We start from the raw sequence: 22,030 nt of genomic DNA on the forward strand, positions 1-22,030 counted from the left end.
TGTAAAATCATACTTTGAACATAAAAATAAACACTCTTAATACACTAATATTATTCTATTATATACAGCGAAATGAAAAGAATCTATCTTTGCAAAGTATAATTCAAAATACAAAATCAATTATGAATAAAGTACGATTTGAACTAATTGAATTGCCCTATCCGACACTGGCCCGATTCGGGCTTACACAGGAGATGATCGAGGACTTGCCGATGCGTGTCCTTGATGAGATTTGCGACGGTCGACACTCTCCCGTGCTTCCGGTGCGTGTCCGTGACGAGAAAGGAGAACTGATAGAGAGCCGCAGCCGCTTCGCCCTTGTCCGCAGGGACGACGGCCGACCGGACGTGGTGTTCTATCCCGTTCTGGAATCCTCGCCGCTGGAACGCTATGACGAGGCGCAACAGAAACAGCTTCTTGACGGCAAAGCCATCATTGCGGACGTGGAGACGGCGGACGGGCGGCACAGCAAGGCATTCGTGCAGATAGACGAGGGAACGAAGCAAGTGATGTATGTTCCCACGCCGATTATCGGGCGCAACCTGCAAGTGCTGGCCGAAATAATGCATCTCGGTCCGGTAGAGGTAAACGGAATGCAGAACGGCGAACCGCTGACGCTGGTCGTAGACGACGAACCCGTCACAGTGGGTATCGACCTGCACGACAAGACCGGCATCCGCTTCTGTTCGGGCGACAGCCAAAAATGGAAAGAACAACCCAAACGCGAGTGGGACAAATACACTTTCGGCGTGTACGGCTGCTGGGTGATGGACGACGACGGCAATCTCGACTACGTTCCCGAAGAGGAATATACCGAGGAACTGTGGAACGAACAGAAGAAAAGCGCCGAGCGTAACCGTGCGGCGGGACTTCACAAATAACATCTTAACATTCATCAAATATGGCAGAACACCAATATTATCCCGAAGAGGTACTTATCGAGAAGATGGAGCGCGGCCAGTACGGCTGGCTTGACTATGTGAATCATTTCTCACCCGAATGGCAGGAGGAATATACCCGCTATTGCAAGGAGCACGGTCTCATGGTGGGCAATGAATCGGCCGCCGAGTTCGTCCACTACAAGGACGAACAACTGGAAGCGGCGATGGAGAGCGGAGACGCATAACGGAAACCTTTTTAACAACGGATTATGGCGATACGAAAGAATACCAACCCCCGAATGATGGACCTGCAACCCGAAATGCAGGACATATTGAGGCGTAACGGTATGCAGGCCCACGTGGTCAGTGACGGCACGGGCTACCGGCTCGTGGTACAGGGCCACGACTCGCCGCTGCTGACCTACGACCTTACCGAGCGTCAGATGTTGGCCCTGACGGACTGGGGGACAAACTCGGCCAACAAGAAAGCCTACAACGTGTTCACGAGCATTGTAGGGAAAGACTTTTATATGCCCAAGAACTTCGTCCATACCCGTAACGCCAACGGCCGTGTCGCTATGGGATTGCACGGCTACCGTATCGGTATGGGCGAATACGGACGTGTGGGACGGCTGGGTATGCCGCCTCCGTTCCTCGGTTGGACGCCACGCCACCAGTGGGGTTTCCATCTGCGGCGGGTCGGCGGACAGCTGTTCTATCCGGGACCACCCATTGTCCCTGAACGGTGGGACGGGCGCATGAAGCCGGGCGAATTGCAATCGGGCGGCTACGGATTTTATTACAAGTACAAGGACGGGCAGCCTATACAGTCCGCACGACAGACCGATGTCCTGCAGGACTTGCAAACGGTCATCACGCCGATAGTCAGCCGTCCGCGCAGTACAGAACCGGCCCGTACCTACAAGGAGTTGATTGCTTCTCCGGTCTATTTTTCCAACGAGAAATGGCAGGAGTGTCTTGCCTCCCACGGTCTTATCGTCGATAAGGAGGCACGGACCCTGACCGTACAGTCCGAAAAGGTGGCCGCCGATATGGTCTATGACCTGACGAAAGAAGAAACGGCCGTCCTGACCTCCAACTCCATCGAGGAACAACCTGTCGAGAAACGACTGGAAGTCCTGAACGGGGTAATCAGGGCGGATTTCGCCGACAAGGTAACAATGGCGGATCTCGACAGCGAGCGGCGTATCGCCCTCGGCTTGCACCCCGAAGTGCAGGAGGAACTGACGCAACGCCAGCAACAGGAGCAGGAAATCCTCTCCCCTCTGGAAAACCAGCTCCGGCAGGAGATGCCGTATGGCGCAACCGCTTCCGTCGATGGACGGGATATTTCCGTGCTCGACGAGCGCAAGGGCTGGTATCGGGAAGAACGGCACGGCAGGGAGGTCGAGGTCGGCGAAATAGCCGTACATCCATCCCCCATAGAGGGCAAGTACAAGATGACGGCCGTCATCGACGGGCAAGTCATCACTCACGAGATCAGCCAGAAGGATTACGATAAATTCCTTGCGGTCGATGACTACCATCGCATGAAAATCTTTTCGAAGATATTCAGCGAGGTGGACATGAAGATGCGGCCGGAAGCGCAGCGCAGTCTCGGCGTGAAAATTTTCGCCGCCCTCACAGCGGGAACGGTCATCACGGCGGGCGTCGTCCACGGCTTGCGGCATCATCATCACGGTCCGGAGTTCTACGGCGAGCGTTTCGGTGGCCCGCCACACCCGTATTTCAAACCCGGTGTCGATACGCCGAGAGACGTGGCCATACGCAATTTCGAGGCACAGATGAATCAGGATATTAACGATATGAGAAGAGGGAGATAAAGACAACTATGAGAGAAGGAGACCTTACCTACGACGACTTCCTGCAAAGGCTGAACATTCAGGACGTGCTGATTGACGCGGGCTACCACCTGAACCGGCGCGACGGCCTGCGCTATCCCTCGTATGTTCGTATAGACAGCGAGGGACGGCGTATCCGCGGCGACAAGTTCATCGTGACGCAACAGGGAAAATGCTGCTTCCAAGCCCAGCAGCAGAAAGTCTATAACATCATCTCGTTCATCAAGGAGCACCCGCAGTTCTTCACGGAATACCGTGTGGGCATGTCCCCCGACCGACTGGTGAACCTCGTGTGCAACCGGCTGCTGAACCATCCTATCGAGGACCGGACAACGCGGATTATACAGCCCAAGCGGGACATCCGCCCGTTCGACATCGCAAACTACGACCTGCACAAGTTCAACCCGCAGGACCGGGAGACACAGAAGAAGTTCTATCCTTATTTCAAGAGCCGGGGTATCGACCTCTACACGCAATATGCCTTCCACCGCCACTTCTGTCTGGCGACGAAACATCGTGAGGACGGTGCGGCATACACCAATCTCGCTTTTCCGCTGACCTTGCCCAAAGGCGACGGTACGGTCGTGGGCTTCGAAGAACGGGGACGTGCAAGAATGGACGGAAGCGGCAGCTACAAAGGCAAGGCCGAGGGCAGCAATTCGAGCGAGGGGCTGTGGATTGCCAGCCCTGCCAAGACCCCACTTGCGGAAGCCAAGCGTATCTATTGGTTCGAGAGTGCCTACGACGCAATGGCTTATTACCAGCTTAACCAGAAATGGGACAAGGAACTTAGAAAGGGAGTGTTCGTCTCTACTGGCGGAGCACCGAGCCAGCAACAGTTCAAAGCCATGATAGAGGCCACTCCACACGCTTACCACCATCTCTGCTTCGACGGGGACCGTGCCGGGCAGATCTTCGCCATCAACTTCGCGCTCACCCATGCGGGCAAGACATTCACCAGTAACGTGACGAAAGACGACAAACTGCTGGTCCGTATCAGTGGCGAGGAGAACCAAAACTACGAAGTAAAACTCGAACCCTTCGACTTTCACAGGATAGTCGGCACGCTTTTACGTCCCAAAGAAATCTATCGGGAAGATGGTACGCTTGACTATCGGACAATCGGCGACGGATATTTGCAGGAGATGAGCATGGTGTGCCAAGATGAGTACGAGATGGCTCTTGCCGAGGGTTCGGCCAGTGAGGAAACGCTGGAGGGCATGAGACAAAATATCATGGCCATAGAGGATGCGATCCGTAATCTTCCCGCTCCCGGCGAGGACAGCACCGACCTTATCGTGTACGAGCCCGCTGACAAAGGCTATAAGGACTGGAACGAACAGCTCTTGGCAAAAGCCAAGCTGCAAGAATCAGTTCACGAAGAGCCGGCCAGAAGAGAAGAACCCGAACAGGAACGGCAAGCACGTTTCCACCGATGACAATGCGGCACACCCCACATGAAACAACAAAAGAGAAGACAATGAATGACAAAGAACTGACACATGACGATTTTTTGCAAAGGCTCGACATCCGGGATGTACTGCTCGATGCCGGTTATCGCCAGAACCGACGCTTCGGTTTGCGTCTCTCTTCGTTTATCCGCACGGACAGTGAGGGAAAGCGTATCCGGGGCGACAAGTTCGTCATCACACAGCATGGGAAGTGCTGTTGCCAGCCACCCCGGCAGAAGGAATACAACGTCGTTTCGTTCATCAAGGAACACCCGCATCTTTTTGCAGAATACCATGAGGGCATAAATCCGGATCGGCTGGTGGAACTCGTATGCTACCGCCTTCTGCATTACCCTATTCCCGAACAGGAAACCCGCACAGGACAACCCCAGCGGGACACCCGACCGTTCGACATTGCGGACTACAACATTCAGAAGTTCGATCCGCAGGACAGGGGTACGCAGGAGAAGTTTGCACCCTATTTCGAGAAAAGGGGTATCGACCTCTGTACGCAGCAAACCTTTCACCGGGACTTCTGTCTGGCGACCCGACACAGCGAGGACGGTCAGAGGCGCACTTGCCTCGCCTTTCCGATGACGTTACCCGAAGATGCGGATAAGATCGTAGGATTCGAGAAGCGAGGACACGCCTACACGGACGGTAACTCCAGCTACGACGACATGACCGAGGGCAACCATTCGGGGGAAGGTGTATGGATTGCCAGTCCTGCCCGGACAGCTCTTTCGGAAGCCAAGCATATCTACTGGTTCGAGAGTGCCAGCGAGGCAATGGCCTACTACCAGCTTCATCAGGCGAAAAACCAAGAGCTACGAAAGGCGGTCTTCGTCTCAACGGGCGGCGAACCTACCGAGAAACAGATGCGAGGCGTGCTTGAGCTTACGATCCCGGCCCGGCAGCATATCTGTTTCGACACCGGTCGGGAGGGGTGGAAGTTTGCCCAAACCCTGCAAAAGGAAATCTGCCGCACGATACGCTCCACCATCGAGGAGACACCGGAGCGGAAACCATATCTCGATTCCATACCGGACGGCAATGATCTGGACGAAGGAGAATTTTATCTGTTGCCCAAAGGCGGCTTGCAAGAGAGCTGCATACGATTCGATGCCGAACGGGAAGAAGCCATATCAATGAGTTCGAGCAGGTTGTGTGCCCCGGAAGATGTGCAGGACCAAATAGATACCATGAGGAAGTGTTACCGTGAGTTCCGTGAGAAATTACAGGATTTTCTCGGTATCGACAAGGAGCATGATGTCGCCATTTCCCGTGAAATGCCGGACTGTCGCTATACAGGCTGGAATGAACAATTGCTGGCAGAGCAACAGCAAGAATCGGTCCGTGAAGAGTCGGTCAGAGAGGAAGAACCTGAACAAGAACGACAAACACATTTTCGCCGATGACTATGCAGCATTCCATACAAGACGAGCGGAATATCCTTCTGCGGCCGCATACCGGGCAATTCGTCATCGACGAACTGCCGCTGATGTTCGTGTGCATGGCGGGGCTGGTGTACGGCGGCATGGAAGGTCTGCCGTTGAGCAGTATGGCGAGAATCGTTTCCTTATTTCTGCTCCTCGTGTTGCTGTATCGCTTCATCTACCTGCGTCGGATACGTTACAGGGTCGGCGAAGAACAGCTTGTCAGCGAACACGGCATTTTCATACGCAGGGTGGACTACATGGAACTGTACCGTATCGTGGACTTTCAAGAACACCAGAGCCTCCTGCAACAGATTTGCGGGTTAAAGACGGTTCGCATTCTCTCGATGGACCGGAACACGCCAAGGCTCGACCTTATCGGCGTCCGATGCGGAAACGACATCGTGGCGATTATCCGTGAACGTGTGGAAATCAATAAACGAAAAAAGGGAATCTATGAGATTACGAATCATTAGTATATGGGCGGTCTTGATACTTGCCGGTCTGCTTCCGCAACTGGCCAAGGCGCAGATTGCCGCCTCAAACCCGCTGGAATGGGCGGCGTTGGCCGAGGGCAATGAATTGATTAACGGCCAGATAGACAAACAAATCAAAGGACAGACGCAGACCGCCTTGATGCAAAACAGTATCGCAGCAGAGTTCAATCGCATACACGAGTGGGAGAAACAGTACAACAGCTACCTCAAGACGGCGAGCGGCTATGCCTCGTCGCTGAAAGCCTGCACGCACCTCTATAATGACGGTGTACGGATTTTCCTCACACTGGAAAAATTGGGCAAAGCGATACGGAACAACCCGCAGGGTATCGTCGCCAGCATGAACATGAACAACCTCTATATCGAGACAGCGACGGAACTGGTCTCCGTGTTCACGCTGCTGAACGATGCCGTGGCCAAAGGCGGCATGGAAAACATGCTCACGGGGGCGGAACGGAGCAAAACCCTGTGGGCTTTGAACGACCAGCTCGCGGCATTCAGCCGGAAACTGCATCTGCTCTATTTGAGCCTGCGCTATTATACCCTGAACGACGTGTGGAACAACATAACGGCGGGTATGATAGACCGCAGCAACGGCGAAGTGGCCCGTCTGGCCATGTCCCGCTGGCGCAGGGCGGCAGCCACCGCCCGTTGAAAAAAGGACAATAAAAAACGAAGAACGATGAAGCGGATAATCTCGATATGGATTCTGTTGCTGTGCGCCGGTATCTCGAAGGTACAGGCGCAGAACGATGCGACCCTTGCGGGAATGATTCTGGTTTATACCAACAAGGCCGAGAAGGAACTGAAAAACCAAGAGAAGGTCATGCTGATGCAAACCACAGGGCATGTGTGGACAAAAGAAGAAGTGGAAGGTACGACGGACTTGCAACGGGAGTTCAACAATTACCTGAACTCGTTCCGTTCGATTGTCTGCTATGCGGCGCAGATTTACGGTTTCTACCATGAAATATCGCAGCTTACGGACAACATGGGCGACTTCACCAAACAATTGAGCAGACATTCGACGGGTGCATTGGCTGTCGCCCTCTCCACGCGGCGCAACCAGATTTACCGGGAGATGATATTGAACAGCGTGGAGATTGTGAACGACATCCGCACGGCCTGCCTGTCGGACAACAAGATGACGGAAAGGGAACGTATGGAGATCGTGTTCGGCATACGTCCGAAACTCCGGTCGATGAACCGGACGCTGCAACGGCTGACTAAAGCCGTGAAATATACCAGGATGGGCGACATCTGGCGGGAAATCGACGAGGGTGCACGCCCTGTTGCGGACAAGTACGACATCGTGAAAGCCGCCCAAAGACGATGGCGGCAAAATGGAAGAAATGTTAGACCCTAAAAAAGAATAAAAATATGGGAGCTTGGGATACGATATTGAAATACGGCGGAAAGGCCATGAAAGGCATGGGCAAGGCCGCCAATGCGACGGGAAAAAGTGCCGGTCATGCGGTACTGCATCCCTCGCAGACCCTTCGGGGAGCCGGGCAGGCGGTCAAAATGGCCACTACCGGAGCTGCCGTCGGCTATGTGGGCTGGGAAAAACTGACCACCGACAAAAGTGTCGCACGGATCGTCAGTGAGGCCGTAGTCGGCAAATCCGCCACGGATGCCCTTGCAGGTACGACCGAAGACATGAAGGAACTGAAAGACAAAGCCGGAGAGACGGTCTCTGCCATAGGCGAGGCTGTGGGAGGCGCGGACTCGAAACTGAACGGGGTGTCGAACTTCCTGCGGGAAGCCTCCGGCGGTGGGTTGTTCAACATGCTCAGCGGCTTTTTGCGAAACCTCGGAGGAGGCAATGTGTCGGGGTTGAACATTGCAGGACTGATTGCGGCGGCGTACCTCGTGTTCGGACGTTCCGGCTGGCTGGGTAAAATCGCCGGTCTGTTCCTGGGCATGATGCTTATCGGCAACAATGCGGGCGTTGTCCGCACGGTTCCCTCGGAAACGGTATCGAGGACACAGACGCCGACACTCTCTCCGGAGGAACAAGCGCAAAGCGGAGGAATGAGAAGGTAGGAACACATAAAAAATATATATCACAATGAAATATACGGAAGAAATGATCCTGCACTCGGACAGCGGTTACTGTATGCCGTTCGAAGAGCCGCGGGGAAAAGACGTGGAACTGTCGCTCGGTTACGGCGAGCAGGTACACCCGACAACGGGAGAAAAGTTCTTTCATCACGGGATAGACTTCAAAGCGCGGTACTACATACTGTCGGCTGTGGCCAGTGGCATCGTGTCGGGCGTGGGAAACGACCCGGTACACGGCATTTGCCAGACAGTCCGTTACGGCGGGTACGAGGTGACATACGGTCTTCTGTCGAATGTGTTCGCACAATTCGGACAACGGGTGAAAGCCGGACAAACGGTGGCTTTGAGCGGTGAACGGCTGCATATAGAAGTCAAATTCAAGGGCGAGGAGCTGAACCCGATAGAGTTCCTGACCATGTTGTACGGCAACATCAAGGCTTTGCAGGAAACCGACGGCAACGGCCCTGCAGGTTTTTACGATGCGGAAACGGGAGTAAAAAACGACTACGAGAAGGACCAAAGGGAAATAGAAGAGCTGATGCTCCGCTTTCTGCCGCTTTACATGGAGGATTTGCAGCGGGGAGCGTACACGGTGCCCGCACATACGGAACAGTCGCTCCGCCACATCTTCACGATGGGAGCGATGAAAGAGTATTTCTACGAGCAGATGCCGAGCATAGCCAATCCCCTCGGACTGGGGCGCAAAGCCATGCCGCTTGCCTGCAAAGTTCAGAACCTGCTGATAGCGGATTTCCTGAACTACCTTGCCCTGCGGCATGAGGTGTACCTCTCCACAATGGGCGGCGAGGTAAAAAAAAACTTCATGACGAAGCTGTAGCGGGCTGCGGACTCATCGACCCGCTGGCGGAGTTGGACATCGACATCCAGAGTTTCGACATATCGAGGATTGTCTCCGTCTATCCCGACCGCGCCGGAGTCCGCTGGTGGACGAAAGCATGGTTCAACAACAGGGAAGAAGGGGAAGCCTCGGTGGAAATCGAACGGGAACAGGCGGTACGCTTCATTCAAGACCGTATCGAAAAAGATGCATGGCTCGAAGAGTTTTTCCCCAAGCAAATGGAAGTGTACCACAACGCCATCGAACAAACGAAGAAACAACTGCTGAAACAGATAAACATGATATAGAAAGATATTGATTATATGGACGAAATCAAACATAGCAGGAGGTTTGCGGAAATAGAGACCCTCATGGGCAGTTATTTCCGCCATCATCTCGTCCCCGTCATGACGCAGACGCAAACCTACCTGACCGAGAAGCAGGGCGAGGAAATGAAGGAGTATTCGACTTCCATAAGCGGCATACTCGGCATGATGGCGTCGGCGGGCCAACCGCTCTCCGACCCGTACCAAACACTCAAGGTAACGGGAGAATGGAACTCCAAAACGACAGAGGACTACATCGAGATGTGCAATAAACGGATTCTCTCGTCGGAAGAAATACAGCACGATCTCGCCTACATGGCCGGAGAGTGGCGCGATACCGTCGTGCAGGAAGTCGGACGCGAGCGTTACGACGAACTGTCGCAGGAATTGGGCTGTGACCTCGCCTACGTTTTCGTGGACTACCGCGTGGAGCAACTGATGATAGACCATCTGGTGAAGGAACGTATGCCCAAGTCCTCGGCGGACTACATCATCCGCAAAGCGGCTGAATCAAGCCTGTTGGGGTTGCCTCAGGCGTTGAGCCGCTCGCCGCTGGCCGAAGAGATAGAGAAACGCGGAGAGGCCGCCTATCGTCCGAGCAAGTTGGAAAAAGGAGCAGGTTGGGTGTTGGGGGCTTCAGCCGATACCGTCATGCTGGGCGGTGCAGGTTCGTGGGCGAGCTTCGCACGGTTCATCGGAGCGGATACAGCCATCTCGGCCGTTGCCGATCACTTCGGGGCAGAAGAGACACAGACGCTCTCTGCAGAGGAGTGTATCAGCAAGGGTGTGTTCGGCAGCGAAAGCAATGTGTTCGAGGGATTCCGTAAGGAAGCAGCGGCGATTCCACCCAAAGAGAACACACTCTTGGCCGAAGCCAACGGAGAGTTACAGAAAAAGATACCGATTATAACATTCGATTTTATGGATTGGTGGAAAACAGACAGTATAAATATGCCGTGGCGGGAAGAAACTGCCGGGGAAGAACGGAAGCGGGCGGAACGGTATAAAGATGTGCCGATGGTGGTCGCTCCCGGACAGGAGGAAGCCTATCTGCAAGACTTGGAAAGAGGGAATACCGAAACGGAACAAGCCGGTCAGGAATCCGAACAGAGGGAAAAAGAGGCGAAAGAAGTGCAGGTTTCCACAGTCTCCACCGAGAAAACGATACGGGAAGAGCCGTCCGGGCAAGAACCGCAGACCATACAGACCAACGAGAACGGTTGGGATGGACTGACCCGTTTCCTCGGACTGGAAGGTTTCAGCGAAGTCATGAGTAATCCGGGCAGTGTGTTGGCCATGCTGCCAGACATGCTATTGGGTATATTCACAGGCAAGACGCAATCACTGGGACTGAAAGAAAACCTGCTGCCGATAGCGAGTATCGTGGCGGGCATATTCGTCAAGAATCCGATGCTAAAGATGTTGCTTATCGGCTTGGGTGGTGCGAACCTGCTGAACAAGGCGGGGCACGAGGCACTGGGAAAAGAAAGGACGGAGAGAAACGGAAATGTGGCCACGACCGACAAAAAGGTGCAGTACAGACGCTATCCCGATGAGCCGCTCAATCCACGTATTGTGAATCCGGTACTGCAAGGCAATACCCTTATTGCCACGATAGACCACGTGCCCTGCACGGTGCAGCTTAATTCCACGGTGGCGGACGCCTACCGTGCCGGTGCCTTGCCGCTGAACACGCTGGCCAATGCCGTGCTCGTCCAAAGCGACCGACTTCGCCAGATGGCTTCGCAGAACTATGACAACGGACAACAGGAGACCATCGTGCGGACACGGGGCATTCAGTAATATCATTTCGTAACCGACAAAAATTTTGGAATATGAAAGAGAAATCGCAGATAGAAAAGAATGCCGAGGAGCGACAGATAGAGTTGCTCTCCACGGCTTTGAACGAAGCATCGAACGCTGGAGGCCACTGGCTCAACGCCGCTGGCAAAGGTTTTCCAAAATTCTACCCGCGCGGTGTCGCCGTCAGCCCGTTCAACGGGTTGTTTATGGCATTGCATTCGGACCGGAACGGGTGCAAGACCAACCTGTTTACCCTTTACAGCGATGCCAAGGCTCGCGGCACATCTGTCCGTGAGCACGAGCAGGGAGTCCCGTTCCTGTTCTATAACTGGAATAAGTACGTCCATCGCAACAATCCGGAGGACATCATCAGCCGAGACGCCTATCTGAAACTGGACGAGGAGGTGCAGAAACAGTACAAGGGCATACATAACCGGGAGATCCGCACACTTTTCAATATCGACCAAACGACACTGCCTTACGTGGATAAGGAGGAATACGATATGGTATTGCTGAAAGACGGCAGTGCCGTGGAACGGGGATATTCCGAGGCCGACGAACGGCGATTGCATATCCGTTTCAACGACTTCCTGCTGAAAATGCGGGACAATCTCGTGCCCGTGCGTTCGGACGGAAGCGGAATGCCCCATTACGAGACAGACCGCGATGCGGTCTATATGCCGCGCCAACGGGATTTCGGACACTACAACGATTATGTACAGGAGGCACTGCGGCAAATCGTAAGTGCCACGGGACACCAGCAACGGCTGGCCCGTGAAGGCATGGTGATGAAAAACGGTATGGGTCCCTCGGAAGATGCCCTCAAACAGGAACGGCTAATCGTGGAGGTGGCTTCGGGAATCAAAATGCTGGAATTGGGACTGCCCGCCCGTCTGTCCGACAAAAGCCTTGAACTGGTGGACTACTGGAACCGGGAACTCAAGGAGAACCCCAACCTGGTGGACGCCCTTGAAAGCGACGTGAACAACGCCCTCGAAGTAATCCATAAGGCAGAACGGGGCGAGAAAATCGAATATGCCACGATGCGCAACCGCCGGCAGACCTCGGACATGCAGGAGCAGTTACCCAAGCATTTCTATGTAGCTGACGAGATCCGGAAACACCCGAACAAGGAGGACAAGACCATTGTCATTGTCATCGACCCGTCCTCGAAATCGGCGGATGTGATACTCCCTGCCGGTGCGTCGCCGGAAGTGGACAATGAAGTGCCGGGCATGAACAAGGCCCGTATCGGCAGGGCTTTGCGAAGGGAAGGGATCGAAAACGTGCGTTTCTTCAATCCTGACGGCGCATGGGGGTATAGGCCCGATGATACTTATTTCGCCCAAAAACAGGTGTCACTGGCCCGGCTGAAGAACTGGGCGCTGGAGATGCTCTCCACATTGGACGTAACGCCTGCGGTCAAACGGGCGGACGAAATCGGCTTCGACCAAGTACAGATGATTCAGGACGACAAGAACCGCTGGGCACTGTATCTGAAGCCCGAACATCAGAGCGGGTACAGTATCTATCCCGACAAGGACGACCTGAACCGCTTCTTCTCCACCCTCAAACAGTCGATGGACAATATCGAAAATGTACGCATGGAGCTGGCGCACAAGTATTATGCGCTGGCGGAAACACAACCCGACCTGAAAGTGGACCTGTTCAGCAGCGGGGCGCAGGACATTGACCTGAACCGGATTCAGCGGGTGTCCGTGTTCAAGACCAAACAAGAAGGGACTCTGTGCGTGGCGACCATTGACGGAAAGAAATTACAACCCCGAAGCGTCACCCGGCAACAATGGCAACGCATGTGGGTGGCGGAGGACCGTGCCAAATACAAATGCCATCTGGCGGCCACGCTTTTCGCCGACGTACTGCGCAAAGGACAGACGCAGGAAGAGAGTGCCGGAAAGAAACAAGGAGAAGAGGATACCCAGCAGCAGGATAAAGACAAGAATCCTAAACAAACCGCCGGGGAAGCCCAGAAAGCCGGTTCATCCCTAAAAGAGTTGTCCATAAAAGATATGCCGGAACAACTGTATGGCAAGTATGAGCAAATCAAAGAAGAACAACCGGAAGCGGTCGTCCTTTTCAAACATGGGAACAACTATTATGCTTCCATGTATGATGCGGAGACCATTGCGAACGAACTGAACCTGCCTCCGAGCAAAGAACGCGTTCCGTATGATGCAAACAAAATCATATTGGTATTCGAGCATGACAATGAGGAAACAAGGCAGCAAATTCATGCGCTACGGGCATACGTGATGGATTGTGACGGTATGTCCAAGGCACAGCAAAACGGGCCTGCAGAAACAACCGACGAAGAGAACGAACAACGTCCAACCATGAGGAGGTAGAAATATGGCAAACAAGAATCAAGAATATACGGAACAATATGCAGACTATGCGATGGAACAGATGCGGCGGTACGGCATTCCGGCCTCCGTGACGCTGGCACAGGGCATACTGGAAAGTTCCAACGGACAGAGCCGTTTGGCGCAGAATGAGAACAACCACTTCGGTATCAAGGCCACGCCCGAATGGATTGCCGAGGGTGGCCGGTACAGCCTGTATTCCGATGACAAGCCGAACGAGAAGTTCTGCAGTTACGACAGTGTGGGCGATTCGTATGAGCATCACTCACGCTTCCTGAAAGAGAACAACCGCTATGCCCGTTGTTTCTCGCTCTCTCCCGACGACTACAAAGGCTGGACGCTGGGGCTCGAAAAGGCGGGCTATGCCACGGGCGGGCATTATGCCGACAGTCTGCAACGTATCATCGAGCAGAACGGGCTGCAAAAGTACGACCGTCAGGTCATGCAGGAGATGGAAGCGCAGGGAAAGCGGTTCGGTGTGGAAGAGAACCCGCTCCGGGAAGCCGGAAATGCAGTGGACTATTCGTTTCCGGTGGAACGGAAAGAGTTTCTTTTCGTCACCTCACCGTTCGGTATGCGGCAAGACACCAAGGACGGGACAAAACGAATGCACACAGGCATGGACATCCGATGTAACAACGGCGATGCAGTGCTGGCGACGGAACAAGGCGGCAAGGTCGTCGCTGTCGGAAACAAATCGCTCACGGTGGAATACCCCCGTGCGGACGGCTGCAAAATACAGTGTACCTACAAAAACCTCGGCGAGGTATTCGTGAGAACCGATGATACAGTACAGGCCGGAAATCGGCTCGGTAAATCGGGCAAGAGCGGGGAACACCTGCATTTCAGTGTCCGGCAAATTCATGCGGACGGTACGCAACGGGACGTCGATCCGGCAGCGTATCTGGCTGAAATCGCACAAAAGGGCAACATCAAACAACAAGTGTTGCATAACGGCAACGACCTGTTCGCCAAATATAAAAGTCCGGAGAATGCCAAGGAAAACCTTTCACCCGATGCATGGATGAAAAAACTGCTCTCCTCGGAGGACAGCGGCGTGGGACTGTCAGGGTGTAGCGACCCTATCGTGGAGATGGCCATGACCGCTTTTACCTCCCTGATGTTGCTGGCGACGCAAATCGACAGCAAAAACGAGGAAGAACAAAAGGCGGCCATTTCCGAGGCGATGGACCGCCGGGAAATCGACCTGACATCGCTGTTGCCCGGCATGAAAAGTTGCGACCTCGTGATCGGGGAAAACGGGCGGGCTGTCCTGCAAGCGGACAACGGAAGCGTCCAGGTATCGCGGGAACTGACCTCTGCCGAGTTAAGCCGCCTGTCGGTGACGCTTAACGACGGTTCTCTTTCGGAAGAAGCCAAACGACTGCGTGTGACTGGACTGTTGAACACGGTCATCCTCTCGGAGGCAGCCTCGCTGAATTTCGAGCAGGGAATGGCCGAGCAACGGGGACAGACGGAAATCCTGAAACGATAAAATCCGAAAGCCATGATAAAACGCGTGATGATACGGTTATGCGGGTATCTATTCGGACTATCCGTCTGCGTCCTGCACATTCTGCTCTGTTACCTGCTGCTGGGCTGGGTGACAACGCTCGTCGTCATGGGGGTGCAGTTGCTGATTGCAGCAGGATTCATCTACATAAGGATACGTGCTCCTGATTAGGGCCGCCACCAGTCTGTTCAACTTCAATTCATAGGACCCTGTTTGTCAGATGGTATATGTGTATCATTAAAAGACAAAAGCAAAATGATTAAATGTAATGTTACGGTATGCGGCACGATAGGCCGCAATGCTTCGGCGAGAACAAACAAGGAAGGAAATTCGTTTCTGTCTTTTCCGCTACGTGTCACGATTCCGGACCGAGACGGTCAAAACGAAGTTATCGAAATCAGTGTCAGCAAAGACGGCTCCCAAGAGGAGGCATCAGGTTATCGGAACGGTTCGCACGTGGAGATTACAGGAACGCTGTTTCTGAAACGCAGGGGTGACAAACTCTATTTCAACCTTTTTGCAGACCGTATCGATCCGGTTGCCTCAGACACGGCGGATTTTCTCAAAGGAGATATGGCATTTCGCGGTAAAGTGGGCAAAAATATCGAGGAACGGAAAGACAGGAACGACAAACCCTACACGATGTTCTCGGCATTCAGCATCAAGAAGGTCGATGAGAATTTCGAGTACCAGTGGGTGCGCTTCTTCTGCTTCGACAGGCAACGCGAAGAGTGGTTGCAACCGGGTGTCAAGGTAGAGGCCAAGGGCGAACTGACGGTCTCGGTACATAACGGGAAGCCGGACATCTCCTGCCGAGTGGAAGAATTGATGCAATATGTTCCCGAATCGGATAACTCCAATCAGTAGCAGTCATGGCCGGTTATAGAAAGCGAAATACAGAGGGACCGAACAGCGAGGATAAGGCGCTGGACCTCTTTGCCGAGATGATGATCGAGAAAATCGAAAGCATCCAGAAAGATTGGCACAAGCCGTGGTTTACCGAGGGTGTACTGCAATGGCCGCGTAACCTGTCGGGGCGCGAGTACAACGGTATGAACGCCCTGATGCTGCTCCTGCATTGTGAGAACGAAGGGTACAAGATTCCCCGTTTCTGTACGTTCGACTGCGTGCAGCGGCTCAACAAACCCGGTAAGGACGGACAAGAACTGCCAAGGGTATCTGTGCTGAAAGGCGAGAAATCCTTTCCCGTGATGCTGACCACATTCACCTGCATACACAAGGAGACAAAGGAAAAAATCAAGTATGACGATTACAAGAAGCTCTCCGACGAGGAGAAGGCGCAATACAACGTCTATCCCAAAATGCAGGTGTTCCGGGTGTTCAATGTCGCCCAGACCAACTTGCGGGAGGCACGACCGGAGTTGTGGGAGCAGTTGGAGGTAGAGAACGGGAAAAGGATCGAAAACGGCGAACATTTCAGTTTCGCGCCCGTCGATACGATGATTCGGGATAACCTTTGGATTTGTCCTATCAAACCGAGACATCAGGACGAAGCATACTACTCGATTACGAGAAACGAGATAATCGTGCCCGAAAAAGAACAGTTCCAGTCCGGAGAAGCCTTTTACGGAACGCTGTTTCATGAAATGGTCCACTCCACCGGCGCCGAGGGTGTTCTCGACCGCCTCCAGCCGACATCTTTCGGCTCGAAAGAGTATGCCCGCGAGGAACTGGTGGCCGAACTCGGCAGTGCACTGATCGCACAACGCTATGGCATGACCAAGCATATCAAGGAAGACAGTTGCGCATACCTCAAAGGGTGGCTCGATGAATTGAAGGAATCGCCACAGTTTATCAAGACGACGCTTCTGGACGTGAAAAGGGCTTCGTCAATCGTTACTCAAAAGGTGGATAAGATTGCACAGGAGTTGGAACAAAATGTTACTGAAGAGCAAGAGAACAAACACTCGACCAAGGAACGTATCTTTTACGCATCGGTGGCTTATCTCCAATCCACCGATGACACGACGCAACTGGACGAATTGAAGGACAAAGGCGACTACAAGGGATTGCTGGCACTCGCCAAGGAGTATTACGACGGCAACGGTATGGACGAGCAGCATACATTCGCTTCTCCCCTCCAGAACCGGGGAGATGATCTGCTAATCGAGGATAAAGACTTTGCCGTAGTGTACAACGGAAGTGTCGGGGGCACTTACGACATCATGCTGAAGTACACGGAACAGGAGGTGCGAGACCATATCCGGCGTTACGGAACCGACCGCGCCAGCGATGATGTGAAAGAGGTGGCCAAGGATATGGCGGCGGAAGAGTTTGATGTCCTGAAACATCAGAAACTCCCGATGTTCGAGATGCCGAACGGAAAACATCTGTTCGTCTGGTATAACAGGGAAACCGACACGCTCAATGCCGGACCGTTTACCGGTACGGATATACCCGACAGACACCGCTTCGCTTACAACCATTGTCTGTCGATGGAAGCCAACCTGCAAAGCGTGAACGAGAAACTGGAGGGTATGGAAGAATACCAGGCCGAAGTGCAAGAGGAAAGCTACATCAGCGGTCTGCACCGATAACGGAAACGAGTGTGAGGTGGCGTTGAAGTGAAGCCACCTCACATTCTTATACATTACATTAAGACAACAGTTTGTCAATCATTGACTGTAGCTGTGACATATCGCAATATTGATTGATACCACCAGTATAATCCTTTACGTGCCGGGCAGTCCGTATCAGGAACGAATCAAGTTCTATCTTTACCCCACCGTCCATCCGCGCATCCGAAGAATGGCTTATGTACACGAATTTACCGTTACGCTCAATAAAGCAACTTGTAAGGTAATGCCCCTTGCTCTCGGCTACAACTGCCGCATCCACGGCTTTTGCATATTTGGATATTTCACTCAACAACGCCGTTTGGAAGTTATTGTATTCCTTTGATACATAATTCCCTGCATCTGCAAGGACAGAAGATTGCCATTTGGTATAAAAAGTCTGTGTCATATTCTTTCAATTCTAATTCTGTAAATAAATTAGGCACATAGCAATAAAAGCATTGAATTTATAGTATTCAATTAACGACATTTAAGCAATTACCATGATGTTTTCAGAGACCAAAGTTACGGAGATTTATCGTATAGCAGATGATTTTTGCAAAGAAATTGCTCAATTTCAGGGAAAATATATGGTTGAATGAATATTCCATGCCCCGCTCCTTTAATACAACTTTATTTCCAACTCCCTTTCTACCATAACAACATACTGTTTTTTGAAAGAAGCCCGCCATTGATGTATGTTTTTCAAAGACGGGCAACTGGCTATATTTGAATTATACTCACGTTAAATAGCTTTCCCAGTTCTCTTTGTCGATAGTTAATTTGTTCATTTCCCAATCGTATTCCACTTCCGGCATATCAGCATAAGGGAAATACACGGTATAGCCTATCTGTCCGTAGGAGCAATGTAATGGTATGACGCAAATATCCTGACCACAGTAAGGTTGTGGCGTACAATATTTCTTCCAATCAAAACGGCCTGCAATTATATTGCAGCAGAGTAATTTTAGAGCCATTATACCTTTCCAACTCTGAAAATCCGTCTTACAACTTGTCCTTTCCATAATGAATATCATTTAATGTGCTATGTTATAATAAATTTCGGGTTCGCTCGATACATTGTAGATGTAATTGCCACAACGTACCAAAAGGGCGTTTTTGCCATAATACAGTTCTTTCATTCCGGTGATGCTTCCTGTCTTGTGGAAATTTGGAAAGCGGCTTATTCCTGTCCTTTCCGCATCTTTTGTGTAAAGTGTTTTCATTCTCATGCTATTGCTTTTTTTAATGTTTCATACAGGGTTTCTATCATTTTCTCGGCTTCTTCCATATCGGTTACGATGTCTTTGATGTGGTAGGGCGCACCGTTTTTGCCGTGCCCGTCATTGCCTATCCACAGGTAGGTTTCATAGTCGGGGTCGAAGCCTTCGTAGAAATTTTCCAATTCACACAGAAACCTGTCGAAATCCCCGTCTTTCATTTCAACAGAGACGTTGAAATCCTGCCCTTTGGGCGTATATTGCTGAAAATCGAACACCACTCTATTTTCGTACTTCGTTGTCGATGCTTGCCAGCCCAATCCTGTGGCTACTGCGATAATTTGTTCTGTTGTTGTCATCGTTTCGTTTTTTTATTTCCCTTTGTTCCGAGCTTTTCAGCCCGCCGCAGGGTCGGTTTTTATGTGCGATACCCGACGGCGGAAGCAAGAACCGCAAACAAGGAACCGCCGATGAAATTTTATGAAATACCGGGATCTGTGATTTCGGAAAGTTTTCGTCAAATTTCAGCAAGGTAGCTCTGCGATACTTGGTCAGCCGTTCGTCCGCCGTACCTTTGCACGGTAAAAACAGCCTGTGGCGGTGACGGGCTTCGAGGAAATGATAATCCGACGGTATAAAAGGGAGAAGCAAACTATAAACGTCCTGCCTGCTCATGGCATATAAATGGCTGATTGGGCTATTCAAGTGAAGATAGCTGCCTACAAAAGTATGCGGCAACGGCCGGAATATAAACAACCACCTGTCCCGATTGGCAGGTGGTTGACCGACAGCAGCCGGTATCAGGCGGTCATACGTTTTCGGACAAGTGCGATGTTCTTATGCACAAGGTTCATAATCCGTTTATGGTATTTCGTATTTTTGTTACACAGCCCTCTCGACTGCAGCACCTTGAATGTTTCGAGGCTCAACTCTACGGTCTCGACCCTCTTGTTTTCTATCCGTGCGGAGAATACCAGCGTATTCGGCTTGAGGTAATACTCGCACTGTCCTACGCAGTGATGCAACGCATTGCCCTCGTCGTAGTAGGCTTCCACGCTGTCCAGCACACGGACGACTATCGTCCCGTCCGTGAACTCCAGACCGAAGAACTTGCCTTTCAACTCCCTGAAACGTGCCTCGTTTTCCCTTGCCCGTTTCATCTGCTCCATGCGTTTTTTCTGCTCTTGGAGAATACGCACCTTGTTCTGGTACTTGTCGTGTTCGGCTTTCAAATCGGCAGGGCAAACATAGTGGGCGTTGTGCAAGTCTTTGCCGCACCTGTCGAGCATACGGAGATAATCTGTCCATATTCCCATGTCTTTTATCCGATACTTCTGGCGTAACACGATTTTGTAGGACGGCCAACAGAAATCCAAATCCTGCGGGTGGTCTATAAAATACTTGAGGTCGCGTTTGCGTCCGCTTTTGAGTATCGTTTCCACACGGCTGTCAGACAGCAGAGCTTTCATCAGCTTTTGCGGGGCGATGTCGGCGAACGAACCTTTCAAACCATTGCGTCGTAATTTCGGAATAGATGTATATCTCGGATAAACGTAACAATCCGCAATATATTTATAAACATAGTTGTCGTTCCGCAGTTCCAATCCCGACCCGTACAGAAAACAATCCAAGTAACGTCCCATTGCCCGTTGTAAGGCCGTCAGAGCAGTTTTACCGTTCTCGTCCAACCAATACCTGGCCACTTCGCACACGTCCGTCCGAGCTTTCCGGCTCTTGTGATAATAAACGGTCATTCTGAAAATCCGCTGTACCTGAAATCCGTCCTGTGTGGTGATGACGGAAAAATAACTTTTCTCGTCCGTCTTGCGGCAAAGCGTGTCTTTGAGCGTCAGTTTGGCATGGCAGTTCGGACAATGGCAATGTTTAGTTTTCGTCTCGTTCCACCGATACCCGCAATCGAGGCAGGTCGTTTGTCCGCTGGGCGTGCGAAAAGCGTAATGTCCGACGGTATGACGGAACGCCCATTCTGTTTGCTTCTCCGTGATAGGCAGTAACCGCCTGTTGGCGGCTACTACCTTATGTTGGAATTTCGTTCGTGCTTTCATGGTCAGAAATCGAAAAGTGAAAGTTCTGTTTGGTTGCTCTGTGCGGCTTTGGCAGTCGGCTTCGGCTTGCTGTGGCGTTGCTGTATCTTGCGCATTTCTTCCTCCTGATAGGCTTTCAGCGCCTCCTTTCGTGCCTGTGCCTTTTCTTCTTCGGTCAGTTCTACTTTGTGGTTGACCACGACACCGCAGCTAATGGGGTTTCCTACGTCGATGTTGTCTTCATCATAGTAATGAATGGCGAGCGACCACACCTCGTCGTCAGTCATTCCGCAACAGCCGCTTGCCTTTACTTGATTGAGAATAAACGTGATACAATCGTCCAAGTTCTTGTTTTCTTTGGCATAGGAGACAGCAAAAAGTTCGTCTGTCTGCGCCCTGCCGTCCAAGTATTCCTTGATAGTCTGTTTGAAATGTTCCGTACCTTTCATCGTTTTGCATTTTGAGGTTAAAAATGATAGTCGATAACACCGCCGATATAGAGTAGCGTGCCGGGTTCAAATTCGCATACCTGCCGCAGGAACTCGTAGGATTGCTCGGCGTGGGATTGCAATCCCTCTTCGTCCATGTAGAACCAGTAGGCGGTATCGAGCGGGTTTTTCAGAAATTTTTCAAGCTGATAGACCGGGCCAATCCATTCCTGTACGCTTTCGGGGGTAATGGCTTCCGCCCTGCTTCGAATGTCTGCGACAAACTCTTCTCTCCATTGTGCCGCACCGCCATTGTAGCGTATGGTATCGTCGGAAACAAGTTCGAACATGCCTTTGGGCAGAATGTTGTTTACCAAGTTGTCGATATGGTACTGGCGTTCTTCGTCGTCAATCTCGGCACAATAATCGAAAAAGCTGTCATCGCCTTGCATGAGGGTGTCCTCGTTCATGTAGTCGTCCTTGTCCACTCGTGTTCGAGTAATTTGAAAAATCTTGCTGTGCATAACCTTGAATTTTAATTTGTTGAACTTGCTTTTCTTTTCCCTCCCTTCGGAAGCCTTTCGGCTTTCCTTGCCGGGAGAGATTTTACATGCAAGCCAGACAGCGGGGAAAGGACGGAAAGGCAAGCAAACGGCCGGGAATTTCACGGAATACCCAACCCGACAGGCACGGCATGTCGGGGAAC

At 52.0% G+C, this 22,030-nt stretch carries 24 protein-coding genes; 17 read left to right on the forward strand and 7 right to left on the reverse strand.

Annotated features, from left to right (window positions below):
- The first annotated feature begins 122 nt into the window (after positions 1-122).
- The 17 genes from NQ546_RS07055 (at position 123) to NQ546_RS07135 (ending at position 17,613) form a co-directional block, all read left to right on the forward strand.
- Positions 123-881, forward strand: coding sequence for a DUF4099 domain-containing protein (locus tag NQ546_RS07055; protein WP_004289385.1), 759 nt, complete (start codon positions 123-125; stop codon positions 879-881).
- A 20-nt stretch (positions 882-901) separates the two neighbouring features.
- Complete coding sequence (locus NQ546_RS07060) at positions 902-1,126, forward strand: hypothetical protein (protein ID WP_004289386.1); 225 nt, start codon at positions 902-904, stop codon at positions 1,124-1,126.
- 24 nt (positions 1,127-1,150) lie between these two features.
- A complete protein-coding gene (locus NQ546_RS07065) occupies positions 1,151-2,725 on the forward strand; it encodes a hypothetical protein (protein ID WP_004289387.1) in 1,575 nt (524 codons plus the stop codon).
- An 8-nt stretch (positions 2,726-2,733) separates the two neighbouring features.
- Positions 2,734-4,182, forward strand: a complete 1,449-nt coding sequence (locus NQ546_RS07070) for a toprim domain-containing protein (protein WP_004289388.1) — start codon at positions 2,734-2,736, stop codon at positions 4,180-4,182.
- Positions 4,183-4,223: 41 nt separating this feature from the next.
- Positions 4,224-5,612: a toprim domain-containing protein gene (locus tag NQ546_RS07075; protein WP_005776169.1), complete on the forward strand. Its 1,389-nt coding sequence runs from the start codon at positions 4,224-4,226 to the stop codon at positions 5,610-5,612.
- Positions 5,609-6,106, forward strand: coding sequence for a PH domain-containing protein (locus NQ546_RS07080; protein ID WP_004289391.1), 498 nt, complete (start codon positions 5,609-5,611; stop codon positions 6,104-6,106). The genes NQ546_RS07075 and NQ546_RS07080 overlap by 4 nt, the downstream gene beginning before the upstream one ends.
- Positions 6,087-6,782 carry a hypothetical protein gene (locus tag NQ546_RS07085; protein WP_004289392.1) on the forward strand — a complete coding sequence of 232 codons (696 nt, stop codon included), beginning with the start codon at positions 6,087-6,089 and terminating at the stop codon, positions 6,780-6,782. The genes NQ546_RS07080 and NQ546_RS07085 overlap by 20 nt, the downstream gene beginning before the upstream one ends.
- Positions 6,783-6,809: 27 nt before the next feature.
- Positions 6,810-7,493, forward strand: coding sequence for a hypothetical protein (locus NQ546_RS07090; RefSeq protein WP_004289393.1), 684 nt, complete (start codon positions 6,810-6,812; stop codon positions 7,491-7,493).
- Positions 7,494-7,507: 14 nt separating this feature from the next.
- Positions 7,508-8,173, forward strand: coding sequence for a hypothetical protein (locus NQ546_RS07095; RefSeq protein ID WP_004289394.1), 666 nt, complete (start codon positions 7,508-7,510; stop codon positions 8,171-8,173).
- A 25-nt stretch (positions 8,174-8,198) separates the two neighbouring features.
- On the forward strand, positions 8,199-9,029 hold the full coding sequence (locus tag NQ546_RS07100; protein ID WP_004289395.1) for a M23 family metallopeptidase: 831 nt from the start codon (positions 8,199-8,201) through the stop codon (positions 9,027-9,029).
- 23 nt (positions 9,030-9,052) lie between these two features.
- On the forward strand, positions 9,053-9,337 hold the full coding sequence (locus tag NQ546_RS07105; protein WP_039953110.1) for a hypothetical protein: 285 nt from the start codon (positions 9,053-9,055) through the stop codon (positions 9,335-9,337).
- 15 nt (positions 9,338-9,352) lie between these two features.
- Positions 9,353-11,158 carry a hypothetical protein gene (locus NQ546_RS07110; protein WP_004289397.1) on the forward strand — a complete coding sequence of 602 codons (1,806 nt, stop codon included), beginning with the start codon at positions 9,353-9,355 and terminating at the stop codon, positions 11,156-11,158.
- Positions 11,159-11,190: 32 nt separating this feature from the next.
- Positions 11,191-13,524 (forward strand): zincin-like metallopeptidase domain-containing protein, encoded by a 2,334-nt coding sequence (locus tag NQ546_RS07115; protein WP_004289398.1) that lies wholly within the window; start codon positions 11,191-11,193, stop codon positions 13,522-13,524.
- Positions 13,525-13,528: 4 nt separating this feature from the next.
- Positions 13,529-15,037, forward strand: coding sequence for a glucosaminidase domain-containing protein (locus tag NQ546_RS07120; protein WP_004289399.1), 1,509 nt, complete (start codon positions 13,529-13,531; stop codon positions 15,035-15,037).
- Positions 15,038-15,049: 12 nt separating this feature from the next.
- On the forward strand, positions 15,050-15,226 hold the full coding sequence (locus tag NQ546_RS07125) for a hypothetical protein (protein WP_004289400.1): 177 nt from the start codon (positions 15,050-15,052) through the stop codon (positions 15,224-15,226).
- Between the two features lie 84 nt (positions 15,227-15,310).
- Positions 15,311-15,922, forward strand: coding sequence for an OB-fold nucleic acid binding domain-containing protein (locus NQ546_RS07130; RefSeq protein ID WP_004289401.1), 612 nt, complete (start codon positions 15,311-15,313; stop codon positions 15,920-15,922).
- Between the two features lie 5 nt (positions 15,923-15,927).
- Entirely contained in the window at positions 15,928-17,613 is a 1,686-nt protein-coding gene (locus tag NQ546_RS07135; protein ID WP_004289402.1) for a zincin-like metallopeptidase domain-containing protein, read from the forward strand.
- A 58-nt stretch (positions 17,614-17,671) separates the two neighbouring features.
- Here NQ546_RS07135 and NQ546_RS07140 read toward each other — a convergent pair whose 3' ends face one another.
- From NQ546_RS07140 to NQ546_RS07170, 7 genes are all read right to left on the reverse strand, one after another.
- Positions 17,672-18,040, reverse strand: coding sequence for a hypothetical protein (locus NQ546_RS07140; RefSeq protein WP_004289403.1), 369 nt, complete (start codon positions 18,038-18,040; stop codon positions 17,672-17,674).
- Positions 18,041-18,371: 331 nt separating this feature from the next.
- Positions 18,372-18,656, reverse strand: a complete 285-nt coding sequence (locus tag NQ546_RS07145; RefSeq protein ID WP_005776176.1) for a hypothetical protein — start codon at positions 18,654-18,656, stop codon at positions 18,372-18,374.
- A gap of 12 nt (positions 18,657-18,668) precedes the next feature.
- Positions 18,669-18,863, reverse strand: coding sequence for a hypothetical protein (locus tag NQ546_RS07150; RefSeq protein WP_004289406.1), 195 nt, complete (start codon positions 18,861-18,863; stop codon positions 18,669-18,671).
- Positions 18,860-19,210: a hypothetical protein gene (locus NQ546_RS07155; RefSeq protein ID WP_004289407.1), complete on the reverse strand. Its 351-nt coding sequence runs from the start codon at positions 19,208-19,210 to the stop codon at positions 18,860-18,862. The genes NQ546_RS07150 and NQ546_RS07155 overlap by 4 nt, the downstream gene beginning before the upstream one ends.
- Before the next feature lie 441 nt (positions 19,211-19,651).
- Positions 19,652-20,917 (reverse strand): PcfJ domain-containing protein, encoded by a 1,266-nt coding sequence (locus NQ546_RS07160; RefSeq protein WP_004289409.1) that lies wholly within the window; start codon positions 20,915-20,917, stop codon positions 19,652-19,654.
- Between the two features lie 2 nt (positions 20,918-20,919).
- The gene (locus tag NQ546_RS07165) at positions 20,920-21,345 is read right to left on the reverse strand and encodes a PcfK-like family protein (RefSeq protein WP_004289410.1); all 426 of its coding nucleotides are present in this window, start codon (positions 21,343-21,345) and stop codon (positions 20,920-20,922) included.
- 17 nt (positions 21,346-21,362) lie between these two features.
- Positions 21,363-21,848: a hypothetical protein gene (locus NQ546_RS07170; RefSeq protein ID WP_007219816.1), complete on the reverse strand. Its 486-nt coding sequence runs from the start codon at positions 21,846-21,848 to the stop codon at positions 21,363-21,365.
- Positions 21,849-22,030 lie beyond the last annotated feature (182 nt).

This window comes from Bacteroides eggerthii (genome assembly GCF_025146565.1).
GTDB classification, from domain to species: Bacteria; Bacteroidota; Bacteroidia; order Bacteroidales; family Bacteroidaceae; genus Bacteroides; species Bacteroides eggerthii.

Coding starts and splice junctions, on each gene's coding strand:
- NQ546_RS07090 (WP_004289393.1), top strand. CDS start 6,810: ATGAAGCGGATAATCTCGATATGGATTCTGTTGCTGTGCGCCGGTATC.
- NQ546_RS07085 (WP_004289392.1), top strand. CDS start 6,087: ATGAGATTACGAATCATTAGTATATGGGCGGTCTTGATACTTGCCGGT.
- NQ546_RS07120 (WP_004289399.1), top strand. CDS start 13,529: ATGGCAAACAAGAATCAAGAATATACGGAACAATATGCAGACTATGCG.
- NQ546_RS07145 (WP_005776176.1), bottom strand. CDS start 18,656: ATGGAAAGGACAAGTTGTAAGACGGATTTTCAGAGTTGGAAAGGTATA.
- NQ546_RS07075 (WP_005776169.1), top strand. CDS start 4,224: ATGAATGACAAAGAACTGACACATGACGATTTTTTGCAAAGGCTCGAC.
- NQ546_RS07140 (WP_004289403.1), bottom strand. CDS start 18,040: ATGACACAGACTTTTTATACCAAATGGCAATCTTCTGTCCTTGCAGAT.
- NQ546_RS07125 (WP_004289400.1), top strand. CDS start 15,050: ATGATAAAACGCGTGATGATACGGTTATGCGGGTATCTATTCGGACTA.
- NQ546_RS07055 (WP_004289385.1), top strand. CDS start 123: ATGAATAAAGTACGATTTGAACTAATTGAATTGCCCTATCCGACACTG.
- NQ546_RS07070 (WP_004289388.1), top strand. CDS start 2,734: ATGAGAGAAGGAGACCTTACCTACGACGACTTCCTGCAAAGGCTGAAC.
- NQ546_RS07110 (WP_004289397.1), top strand. CDS start 9,353: ATGGACGAAATCAAACATAGCAGGAGGTTTGCGGAAATAGAGACCCTC.
- NQ546_RS07155 (WP_004289407.1), bottom strand. CDS start 19,210: ATGACAACAACAGAACAAATTATCGCAGTAGCCACAGGATTGGGCTGG.
- NQ546_RS07165 (WP_004289410.1), bottom strand. CDS start 21,345: ATGAAAGGTACGGAACATTTCAAACAGACTATCAAGGAATACTTGGAC.
- NQ546_RS07170 (WP_007219816.1), bottom strand. CDS start 21,848: ATGCACAGCAAGATTTTTCAAATTACTCGAACACGAGTGGACAAGGAC.
- NQ546_RS07160 (WP_004289409.1), bottom strand. CDS start 20,917: ATGAAAGCACGAACGAAATTCCAACATAAGGTAGTAGCCGCCAACAGG.
- NQ546_RS07150 (WP_004289406.1), bottom strand. CDS start 18,863: ATGAGAATGAAAACACTTTACACAAAAGATGCGGAAAGGACAGGAATA.
- NQ546_RS07065 (WP_004289387.1), top strand. CDS start 1,151: ATGGCGATACGAAAGAATACCAACCCCCGAATGATGGACCTGCAACCC.
- NQ546_RS07100 (WP_004289395.1), top strand. CDS start 8,199: ATGAAATATACGGAAGAAATGATCCTGCACTCGGACAGCGGTTACTGT.
- NQ546_RS07115 (WP_004289398.1), top strand. CDS start 11,191: ATGAAAGAGAAATCGCAGATAGAAAAGAATGCCGAGGAGCGACAGATA.
- NQ546_RS07095 (WP_004289394.1), top strand. CDS start 7,508: ATGGGAGCTTGGGATACGATATTGAAATACGGCGGAAAGGCCATGAAA.
- NQ546_RS07060 (WP_004289386.1), top strand. CDS start 902: ATGGCAGAACACCAATATTATCCCGAAGAGGTACTTATCGAGAAGATG.
- NQ546_RS07130 (WP_004289401.1), top strand. CDS start 15,311: ATGATTAAATGTAATGTTACGGTATGCGGCACGATAGGCCGCAATGCT.
- NQ546_RS07080 (WP_004289391.1), top strand. CDS start 5,609: ATGACTATGCAGCATTCCATACAAGACGAGCGGAATATCCTTCTGCGG.
- NQ546_RS07135 (WP_004289402.1), top strand. CDS start 15,928: ATGGCCGGTTATAGAAAGCGAAATACAGAGGGACCGAACAGCGAGGAT.